Genomic DNA, 308 nt, shown 5'->3' with positions numbered 1-308 from the left:
GGCGACGTCAATATCGCAGCAAACGGTCAACGGGATGCAAACGGATTGCTCGCCAATCGCACGCAAAACGTGCTGAACGACCAATCCACGATCGAGGCGCAAGACAATGTCGAGCTCGCGGCCGGCACGTTCACCAATACGCGCCCCGCACCGACTGTCACGACCGAAACGACCAGTACGACGACCAAGCACGAAACCAAGCGACAGCAGTTCATCGGTTGCGCGACCGGCAACGCCGTGCAGGGCGTGTGCTCGTATGCAACATGGTCAGGACCGTACAAGACGCCGCAGACGGTGACGTATTCGAC

Annotated in this window: 1 protein-coding gene; it reads left to right on the top strand. The window is 59.7% G+C overall.

Annotated features, from left to right (window positions below):
• A partial coding sequence (locus ACV229_RS40850) for a hypothetical protein (RefSeq protein ID WP_448088699.1) occupies positions 1-308 on the top strand: 308 nt, incomplete at both ends.

It is taken from the genome of Burkholderia sp. MR1-5-21 (assembly GCF_053427715.1).
Note: the sequence above shows the minus strand (reverse complement) of the source record. Positions and strands in the feature narration are given on the sequence as shown.